A 412-nucleotide genomic window follows, 5' to 3' on the forward strand; every position below is an offset into this window, starting at 1 on the left:
ATACAATTACACTTGATACAGAAAGCATGGATGACCGTATTCTAAATGCCGCTAAGGATATGGAAATATTGATGGTAGATGATTCATCTACTGCGCGCAGCCAAGTAAAAGAAACCTTGAGTCAGCTGGGCATTACCATCCATGAATCACGTGATGGCCGTGAAGGACTTGACAAGCTGAAGGCATGGGCTGATGCAGGTGAAGACGTTCCAAGAAAGCTGTTAATGTTAATTACCGATGCTGAAATGCCAGAAATGGATGGCTATCGTTTAACGCGTGAAATTCGTGAAGACCCACGTCTGAAGGATCTATTTATTGTTCTGCATACTTCATTAAGCGGCAGTTTTAACAAGGCGATGGTACAAAAAGTAGGCTGCGATGATTTCTTGTCTAAATTCCAGCCCAAACAATT

1 protein-coding gene is annotated in these 412 nt (G+C 42.2%); it reads left to right on the forward strand.

Annotation, left to right across the window (positions count from 1 at the left end):
• Positions 1-26 precede the first annotated feature (26 nt).
• Positions 27-412: response regulator (locus tag BTA35_RS17175; RefSeq protein WP_439098066.1), on the forward strand; the 386-nt coding region annotated here is incomplete at its 3' end.

The organism is Oceanospirillum linum, from assembly GCF_001995095.2.
GTDB lineage: Bacteria > Pseudomonadota > Gammaproteobacteria > Pseudomonadales > Halomonadaceae > Oceanospirillum > Oceanospirillum linum.